Source organism: Sulfuricurvum sp. (assembly GCF_028688295.1).
Classification (GTDB): Bacteria; Campylobacterota; Campylobacteria; order Campylobacterales; family Sulfurimonadaceae; genus Sulfuricurvum.
In genome coordinates this window covers 1-8,255 of the sequence record NZ_JAQTYM010000065.1, presented here as the reverse complement: position 1 = coordinate 8,255, position 8,255 = coordinate 1, and the positions used below count along the sequence as shown (strand labels likewise).

Genomic DNA, 8,255 nt, shown 5'->3' with positions numbered 1-8,255 from the left:
ATCAAGGTCTGGATACGGGCATGCGCGTATTGAATGTAATAGATCGGGTTGGAACTGTCTTGACGTTTTAGCTCTTCGATATCAAACTCAAGTGCCGTATCGCACTTTTTAGAGGCGAACATAAAGCGCAATGCTTCCGCACCGATCTCTTCGACGACATCACTCATCAAAATAACGGTACCTGCACGTTTAGACATCTTAAACGGCTCTCCGTCTTTGAGGAGACTTACCATTTGAGAGAGGAGTACTTCAAGTTTCTCTGAGTCGTACCCTAAAAAGTTCACCGCCGCTTTCACACGGGCGATATAGCCGTGGTGATCCGCTCCCCAGATATTGATGTAATCCTCATATCCACGCTCAAACTTTTGGTTATGATAGATAATATCTCCCGCGAGGTAGGTTGGACGTCCGTCTTCACGTACCACTACACGGTCATGGTCGTCACCGTACTCAGAAGATCGGATAAAGGTTTTCCCCTCATTAGTGTAAACACCCTCACCCATTTTCGCCATAACGCGATCCCACTCATCGTAGAGGGATGCTTCACCGACGAAGGTATCAAAATGGACATTGATCGCAGCCAAATCTTCAACGATAAGGGTTAAAATTTTATCTTTTGCCCAGAGTGCCAACTCTTTTTGACGGCTCTCATCACGAAGTGCATCTTCGCCGAAAAGCTCTACAACCTCACGAGCTAAGTCACTGAGGTATTCTCCGCGATAATATTTTTCAGGCCATTCTACCGCTTCTCCCAGAAGAGAGCTACGCCCTTCGAGCTGTAAAGAGACGCCTAGCAAATCAATTTGATTACCCGCGTCGTTGACGTAATACTCTGCTGTGATATCGTAACCTAAATGACGTCCGAGACGGAGCATCGTATCGCCATACACCGCTCCGCGAGCATGCCCGATATGGAGAGGCCCTGTAGGATTCGCACTGACAAATTCGAGGAGGATAGAGCCATTTTTATCACTGCTTCCGAACGCTTCTGCATGGTTTAATGCCCATGAAGCGTACTCGTCCAAAAATGATTCGGAGAGACGAAAGTTAATATACCCTTTAACCGACTCAACAGCGCCAAACATTTCGCTCTCATTAAACGATGTTGCGATCTCTTCAGCAATGGCTATAGGTGACTTTCGAAGTTCTTTTGCAAGGGAAAAAGCAATAGGGGTAGCGAAGTGACCAAAAGAGCGATCTTTTGGTTTTTCGAGGATAACATCACAATTGAATTTATCGCGCAACAGCGCAGAGACTCGCTGCTTCAATGTTACGCTTGTGTAGTAGTTTTAGGAGCTTCTACTGGTGTAGACGCTACAGTATCAACTTGTTTTGGAGCATCAGGTGTTACGGAAGTAGATACAGTTGCTTCAGCATCATCATCTTTCATCTCTTTTTTGAAATTACGGATCCCTTGTCCAATACCTTTGGCAAGATCAGGAATTTTTTTCGCACCGAATAACAAAATAACAATCCCAAAAATTAATAATAATTCAGTTCCGCTTGGCATACTCATGATTAGAGTCCCTTCTGTAGAAAATTAAGTGGGGAAGTATAACGTATTTCGATGAATACATCAAAGTTTTTACTATGACACTTCCCATGTTTGGACAAATTCGTTGATTTGTAACGTTGGTATCTTCATTCGTGCTGCTTTCGCAATCGAAACTAAAATCTCAGCGGCCTCTTGGAGGTTGTCATTGACCACTAAAAAATCATATTCGCTGATACGCTGAACTTCCCGTTTAGCCATTTCAATTCGACCCGATATCACCTCTTCACTATCCGTCAATCGGTTATGGAGTCGCTTTTTTAACTCTTCAAGTGTCGGTGTCGTAATAAATACTGAGGTCGTTATGTCACCAAGGCGGTTTTGTACCGCGTCGTGCCCTTGAACATCAATGTCAAAAATAACCAGTTTTCCCTCTTTCAAGGCTTTTTTTACCGGTCCCAGTGATGTTCCATAATAATTGCCATGAACTACCGCGTATTCTAAAAACATCTCTTGATCGATATCATTTTTAAATTCATCAACGCTCACAAAATGATAATGAACACCATCAACTTCACCTGAACGAATCGTGCGCGTGGTTGTTGAAATTGAAAAATAGGTGGGACCGATTTGATCCGTGATTTTAGTGATTAATGAGCTTTTACCCGCACCGCTTGGTCCGGATAAAACAAGTATTGCTCCATTTCGTCGATTCATGCATCATTTCCAAAATTAATGTTGATACTGATATTTAGCCCTTTGAGCGACTTAGTAACCTCTTCATTTGAAAGGGCTTTTAATAGTGCTTGCAACGCTTCAACCCCTTCAGCATGTGACGCTGAGAGAGGTTGATACTGATCTTCTGCTTTTTGTAGAGGTTCTTGAGTTTCTACCTCTTCTTCTGAGTCATCGAAAAAGTCATTTTCTACAACACTACCCTCATCCTTAATTTCCGGTTCCTCTTCAACCTCTTCACCAATTGCCAGCTTAAGGTCACGTTCATTAAGCATAGCAAATTCATCAAGCCCGTCTACCTCAACAGAAGCTTCAATCGCTTCAGTGAGATCGAAGTTTTCCAATACCGTATCCTCAAAATCAAGTTCCATATCCTCGAGTTCAAGTTCTTGCTCTAACTCTTGGGCTTCTAATCCGCTTACAGCATCTTCAATTTGCAATTCAAGATCACCCAATTCATCATCATCCAAAAGAAGATCATCTTCCAATGAAGGGAGGAGTATTTCATCTGCGAAATCTGTTTCTTCCACTTCCGAAGATGCTAAAGAGATTGGATCAAAATTATCCTCTAATCCGAATTCATCCTCATCCAAAAGCTCTTCATTTAAGCCAGAGAGTTCTGATCCATCCAACAACGTATCATCCGATAAAAGGTCATCTTCCAATGTCTCGTTCACTTCATCAACTGTATCATCTACCAGTGTATTAAATTCATCATCTCCGATATCGAGTTCATCAATCTCTTTAAGAATGATTTCATCTTCACTATTCCAATCATCACCTTCAGTGTCATCCAAAAGATTTTGAACTTCTTGCACTTCTTCTTTATCTAAAATCGTTGTTTGAGAAGGGCTTGTCTCAACATCATCTAACCCATCGAGGCTAAAATCATCGCTTACATTCTCACCAAAATCAATCTGATCATCATCCATTTCATCCAAATCAAACGATTCAAATTCATTAGGAATCGTCTCCAAATTAGGCAACTCATTTTCAAGATTAATCGCATAAAAAGGCTCTTGAGCTACGGCCTCTTCTTCTAATTTCACCACTTTAGGAGCTGCGACAGGTGACATAAGCACTTTTTTCTCAATTTGAATAAACATATCAACAAGATCCGTAGGTAGAAACGGTTTATTGATTACCTGATCAAATCCAGCCGGAACTGCTTGACCACGTGTTGCCATTAATAAAGTACTTTTATAGGTAATATGTTCTTTCAGCGATTCAAACATATCATCGCTATAAAGTGCATCATCAACAATCAATAAATCGTATTCGCTCTCTTCAACTTCATCAACAGACCAAATGACACTTAACTCATCTTTGGTTTTTTGTGCACTCAGAGCCACCAATTTTCGGACCACCGGGTTATCATTAAAAAGCAAAATCTTCATGCGCTCTGCTACCCCTCTTTTCATCCCCTTGTTCTATCAAAGGCTTCATGGTATCATTGTAACTAAAAAAAAATTAAATGATAAAATTTCTTTGGCTTCTTTTTCTAATTATTCCCCTTTTTGGTGAAGATACTATCTACCAGCTACCAAATCAGCACACCCGATTTATTGATCAACTTGCCAAACAATTTAAACAGAGCAAACGCATTTTAATTCTTACCCCTTCTTTTAATCATCATTTAGTGGAGAAAGAGATTCTAAAACAAGTTAAACGCGGAACATCGCTCACGCTAATTGTTCATACAATTACAACAGCTTCGCGCTCAATTGTACAATATGAGCACGTCGATCTTAAGATCTCTTCACGTCCCTTTACGCATACCATTATCATAGTCGATGAGCGCTATTTATGTACAATAGAAGGTTCATTAGATGAGGAAATCTTTTCTTCCAAATATATGAGGGGACACTGTAGCGATGATTATGAACAAATCAGTGCCCTTCGAGAATCAATCGCCCCTATTCTTCAAAATTCAGCTTTTTACTTAAAATAGTTTCCCGAGAAAATTGTAGGCATCTTGGGTTTGCGTCGTAACAATTAGCAATGTCGCACCTAATGTGACCATAAGTACCACAAACGATATCGCTATTTTAATCGGCATCCCAATAACCAAAAGGTTAAATTGCGGCATGGTTTTCATCAACATTCCAAAAATGATATCCGCGAGCATTGCCAACGCTGTAATGGGAAAAGCGATCATAAACCCGACAACAAACATGTTGGTCATAGCGTGCATAATGTATTGGAACAAAGAGGGTGTCATCATAAATCCCCCCAACGGAACCGATGCAATTGATGCAGATGCGTACAGTAATATCCAGTGATGAAGATCAAAAACCAGCAATATCATCAATGCTAGCAACGCTAAAAACTGACTGATAATCGGCATCGATACACCCGATTGAGGATCGATCGCCGATGCGAGAGAAAACCCCATCATAAATGAGATTTGTCCCCCAGCAAATGTGATAACATGATAGGCTAGTTGCAAAACAATTCCCACTGCCAAACCAAAAAGCATCTCACCCAAAATGGCTACCGTCAAACTAAGAGCGTCAGTAGGAATGTTAAGCGGCGGTACTGCTCCGAAAAAAAAGATAGTAAAAAAAAAGGCCATGGCCGCTTTTACCGACATAGGTATATTCATGTGTGAAAAGATCGGAACTGCCATAAAAAGTGCAGTAAAACGGGTAAAGAGCAGTAAAAAAGCGACCGTACGCCCTTCACTAAACAGCTCTGCCCACTCCATCTATCAGCTCGCTTTCAAACTGCCGTTTTGCATACGATAGATGTAATTGCAACGTGCCGCTAAGGACTCATCATGTGTCACTAAAACCATTCCGGCACTGTTATCTCTTAGATAATTCTCAAAAATATCCATCACTTCGAGTGCTGTAGCGTGATCTAGATTTCCCGTCGGTTCATCGGCAAAAATTAATCTCGGTTTTTTGGAAAGAACCCGCGCAATCGATACCCGCTGTTGCTGACCACCTGAGAGTTCCGTCACTTTTTGTTGTACCACTTTATCAATTCCTAAACGTTCTAATAACCCTGAGTCGATCGACTGACGGGCCAAAATCGCTGCGACTTCGAGATTTTCATAGGCGCTGAAGCCTTTAAAAAGATAGTGACTTTGGTAAATCATCCCTAAATCGTCGCGTCGTAATGCAACCATCGCTTTCTCATCCATCTCATAAATATCGTTTCCAAATAACTCAACTTTCCCGCTATTAGGGCGAAGCAAAGAGGAGAGGATATGCATCAGTGTCGATTTTCCACTGCCGCTAACGCCAACAATCGCCATTGATTCACCGGCTTTGAGTGTGAGATTTACATCCTCAAAAAGAGGGTAATCAAAATGGTGTGATAAAGAGGTTGCGTTTAGTAATGTCATAGAGGAATTATAAAGGAAATTAGATTAATAAAGGGGAAAAAGAGCAGATTGCGGATCAAGTCCGCAATGACGAAATTTTTATCGTCATCCTGAACTTGATTCAGGATCTAAGGGTTACCCCTTACGCCATTTGAGCAGCGACTTCTTCTGCGAAGTTGTCAACTTTTTTCTCTAAGCCTTCTCCGACTTCGTATTTAACGAATTCGACGATTTCAGCAGTACCGCCGTGTTTAGCAGCCTCTTTAGTAATCGCTTCGGCAACCGTCATAGAATCATCCATAACGTAGTTTTGATCCAAAAGTGCAAGCTCTTTATCCAAAGTTGTGTTGTCCGCTACGAAGCGAGCCAATGATCCTGGGATAATGTTTGCCCAGATTTTTTCCGGTTTGCCATCAGCGAGCAATTTCGCTTTGATCGCTTCTTCAGCCGCAGCCATAACTTCAGGAGTTAATTGTGATGCTGAGATGTATTGTGGAACGTTTTTCAACGGTTTTTTCAAACGCGCTAACTCTTCGTTCTCTGTTTTGATCGCTTCGATACGACCGATAGTTTCCGCTTCTACGAATGCAGGATCGAAATCTTTAGAAGTCAATGTCGTTGGTTTCATTGCTGCAGCGTGCATTGCAACGTTTTTAAGCATCGGAGCAAGTGCTTCGGCTACTTTCGCATCAGAACACGTTGCTGCTACGAGAACACCGACACGTCCGTTTGAGTGAACGTAACCGTTAACACATCCGTTTGCACCTGCATTGAGGGTTGCAAAACGACGTACTACGATTTTTTCACCGATACGAGCTACTTGAGAGGTAAAATACTCTGTAAAGGTAGCGGTTTCGTATGCAGTTTCGTTCAACTCTTCAACACTGCTCACACCCGTCGTAAATACGTGTGCCGCTGTGTTTCCGACGAGATTGATGAAACCGTCGTTTTTAGCAACGAAATCGGTTTCAGAGTTAACTTCTACCAAAGACGCTGATGTATATGTATCGGAAACTTTAAGACCCAAAAGTCCCTCAGCTGCTACGCGATCCGCTTTTTTAGCAGTTTGCGCCATACCACGGTCACGCAAAAATTCTTTTGCTTTTTCCATGTCGCCATCACACTCAGTGAGGGCTTTTTTACAATCCATCATCGGCGCATCAGTCGCCGCGCGGAGGTCTTTTACCATCGCTGCTGTAACTTCTGCCATGATTACGCTTCCTCTGCTACTACTGCTACTTCTTCGACAGCCGCTTCAACTGCAACTTCTGCTGCAACTTCTTCGTCTGCTACCGCTTCGTCGTTTCCGCCGTTTGCAAGTGCTTTACCTTCGTTGATCGCTTCTGCCATTTCTTTACAGAAAAGTTGGATAGAACGGATCGCATCGTCATTTCCAGGGATTGGAATGTCGATAACATCCGGATCACAGTTAGTATCAAGTGGTGCAACAACACGAATACCGAGGTTACGAGCTTCTTGAACCGCGATATGTTCTTTTACCGCATCGATAACGAACATTAAATCTGGCAAAGTTTTCATATGACGGATACCACCGAGGTATGCAATCAATTTTTCTTTTTGGCGATTCATCATCAACGCTTCTTTTTTAGTCAAAAGGTTGATTTGGCCGTTTGCTTGCATCTCTTCGATGATATCAAGTTTACGGATTGATTTTTGGATTGTTGGGAAGTTGGTCAACATTCCACCCAACCAGCGGTTATCAACGTATGGCATGCCACATTTTTCAGCTGCATCACGGATTGCAACGCGAGCTTGTTTTTTTGTTCCTACGAAAAGAACCGTTTTACCCTCAGCCGCAGCATCAACTACTTGCTGATACGCAGCACGGAAAAAACGCAATGTTTTTTGAAGATCGATGATGTAAATGTTTTTACGAACACCGAAAATGTATTTTTTCATTTTCGGATTCCAACGACGTGTTTGGTGACCGAAGTGAACACCGCATTCTAAAAGGTCTTTCATTGTTACCATGGTGATAACTCCTGTGTAAAAATAGTTTGTTCTTCGTTATCTTGGGCGAATGCTAACAGAGCCGATGATGCATCGGGTGCACGAGAACCGCGTGATCGCTTGCGAATTTTTTCCATGATACATAGTGAATGCTCATCCGGGTAAAACCCATTTGTGTCAATATATAAGAGAGAAAATCGGGCGGATTATACTGAAATAGCACTTAAATTTAGCTGTACTTAATTTTATCCATTCTGTCACGTTTTTATCACGTAAAATTGAAATTTTTCAAATTACTTTTATATAATTTTTGCTAATATGATTTACGACTAATGCACAGGCATTAAAATAAGGAGAAATGATGACTCAACGGATATTAGGTTCTGTAGTCGCTGCCGCACTGCTCACAACAAGTGCATTTGCAAACGACACACTAATCGAACGATTTGAAAAGATGGAAAAAGAGATGGCTTCACTAAAAGCTGAACTCAACGCCATTAAAGCGGAAAACTCTAAATTAAGTACACAACTCTCAACACCCTCAGCAAGTGAGAGTAAAAAAGAGGTTGCAAGTAGTGGAAAACTCAATGAAACTCTTGAAGAGATCCAAGATCAACTCGACGATTTAAACAAAAAAACCAATGGGAATAACCTAAAATTCGGTGTTGATTTCCGGACCAGTGTGGATAACCTCCAATACAAAATGGCAGATGGTAGCAAACAAGA

At 41.6% G+C, this 8,255-nt stretch carries 10 protein-coding genes and 1 pseudogene; 2 read left to right on the top strand and 9 right to left on the bottom strand.

Features of this window, described 5'->3' with window-relative positions; all coding sequences use genetic code 11:
• The 4 genes from argS to PHR02_RS11055 all read right to left on the bottom strand — a co-directional run.
• Positions 1–1,268: arginine--tRNA ligase (gene argS, locus PHR02_RS11070; protein WP_299992096.1), on the bottom strand; the 1,268-nt coding region annotated here is incomplete at its 3' end.
• A gap of 2 nt (positions 1,269–1,270) precedes the next feature.
• Positions 1,271–1,516 carry a twin-arginine translocase TatA/TatE family subunit gene (locus PHR02_RS11065; RefSeq protein ID WP_299992095.1) on the bottom strand — a complete coding sequence of 82 codons (246 nt, stop codon included), beginning with the start codon at positions 1,514–1,516 and terminating at the stop codon, positions 1,271–1,273.
• 72 nt (positions 1,517–1,588) lie between these two features.
• Positions 1,589–2,209: a guanylate kinase gene (gmk, locus tag PHR02_RS11060; protein ID WP_299992093.1), complete on the bottom strand. Its 621-nt coding sequence runs from the start codon at positions 2,207–2,209 to the stop codon at positions 1,589–1,591.
• Positions 2,206–3,624 (bottom strand): hypothetical protein, encoded by a 1,419-nt coding sequence (locus tag PHR02_RS11055; RefSeq protein WP_299992092.1) that lies wholly within the window; start codon positions 3,622–3,624, stop codon positions 2,206–2,208. The genes gmk and PHR02_RS11055 overlap by 4 nt, the downstream gene beginning before the upstream one ends.
• Positions 3,625–3,701: 77 nt before the next feature.
• Here PHR02_RS11055 and PHR02_RS11050 point away from each other — a divergent pair, with 77 nt between their 5' ends.
• Positions 3,702–4,178 (top strand): hypothetical protein, encoded by a 477-nt coding sequence (locus PHR02_RS11050; RefSeq protein WP_299992091.1) that lies wholly within the window; start codon positions 3,702–3,704, stop codon positions 4,176–4,178.
• Here PHR02_RS11050 and fliR read toward each other — a convergent pair.
• The 5 genes from fliR to PHR02_RS11025 all read right to left on the bottom strand — a co-directional run bounded on the left by fliR (position 4,170) and on the right by PHR02_RS11025 (position 7,666).
• On the bottom strand, positions 4,170–4,934 hold the full coding sequence (fliR, locus tag PHR02_RS11045) for a flagellar biosynthetic protein FliR (protein WP_299992089.1): 765 nt from the start codon (positions 4,932–4,934) through the stop codon (positions 4,170–4,172). The genes PHR02_RS11050 and fliR overlap by 9 nt on opposite strands.
• 3 nt (positions 4,935–4,937) lie before the next feature.
• Entirely contained in the window at positions 4,938–5,579 is a 642-nt protein-coding gene (locus PHR02_RS11040; protein ID WP_299992087.1) for an ABC transporter ATP-binding protein, read from the bottom strand.
• 121 nt (positions 5,580–5,700) lie between these two features.
• Entirely contained in the window at positions 5,701–6,768 is a 1,068-nt protein-coding gene (gene tsf / locus PHR02_RS11035) for a translation elongation factor Ts (protein ID WP_299992085.1), read from the bottom strand.
• A gap of 2 nt (positions 6,769–6,770) precedes the next feature.
• Positions 6,771–7,550: a 30S ribosomal protein S2 gene (gene rpsB / locus PHR02_RS11030; RefSeq protein ID WP_299992083.1), complete on the bottom strand. Its 780-nt coding sequence runs from the start codon at positions 7,548–7,550 to the stop codon at positions 6,771–6,773.
• Positions 7,544–7,666 carry a hypothetical protein gene (locus PHR02_RS11025; protein WP_299992082.1) on the bottom strand — a complete coding sequence of 41 codons (123 nt, stop codon included), beginning with the start codon at positions 7,664–7,666 and terminating at the stop codon, positions 7,544–7,546. Before PHR02_RS11025 ends, rpsB begins: the two co-directional genes overlap by 7 nt.
• A gap of 224 nt (positions 7,667–7,890) precedes the next feature.
• Here PHR02_RS11025 and PHR02_RS11020 point away from each other — a divergent pair.
• Positions 7,891–8,255, top strand: a pseudogene (locus tag PHR02_RS11020) (DUF3373 domain-containing protein); the annotation flags it as partial.

Bases quoted from the DNA above. Each gene is read 5' to 3' on its own strand.
- tsf (WP_299992085.1), bottom strand. From the start codon at position 6,768: ATGGCAGAAGTTACAGCAGCGATGGTAAAAGACCTCCGCGCGGCGACT.
- PHR02_RS11025 (WP_299992082.1), bottom strand. From the start codon at position 7,666: ATGGAAAAAATTCGCAAGCGATCACGCGGTTCTCGTGCACCCGATGCA.
- rpsB (WP_299992083.1), bottom strand. From the start codon at position 7,550: ATGGTAACAATGAAAGACCTTTTAGAATGCGGTGTTCACTTCGGTCAC.
- PHR02_RS11055 (WP_299992092.1), bottom strand. From the start codon at position 3,624: ATGAAGATTTTGCTTTTTAATGATAACCCGGTGGTCCGAAAATTGGTG.
- fliR (WP_299992089.1), bottom strand. From the start codon at position 4,934: ATGGAGTGGGCAGAGCTGTTTAGTGAAGGGCGTACGGTCGCTTTTTTA.
- gmk (WP_299992093.1), bottom strand. From the start codon at position 2,209: ATGAATCGACGAAATGGAGCAATACTTGTTTTATCCGGACCAAGCGGT.
- PHR02_RS11040 (WP_299992087.1), bottom strand. From the start codon at position 5,579: ATGACATTACTAAACGCAACCTCTTTATCACACCATTTTGATTACCCT.
- PHR02_RS11050 (WP_299992091.1), top strand. From the start codon at position 3,702: ATGATAAAATTTCTTTGGCTTCTTTTTCTAATTATTCCCCTTTTTGGT.
- PHR02_RS11065 (WP_299992095.1), bottom strand. From the start codon at position 1,516: ATGAGTATGCCAAGCGGAACTGAATTATTATTAATTTTTGGGATTGTT.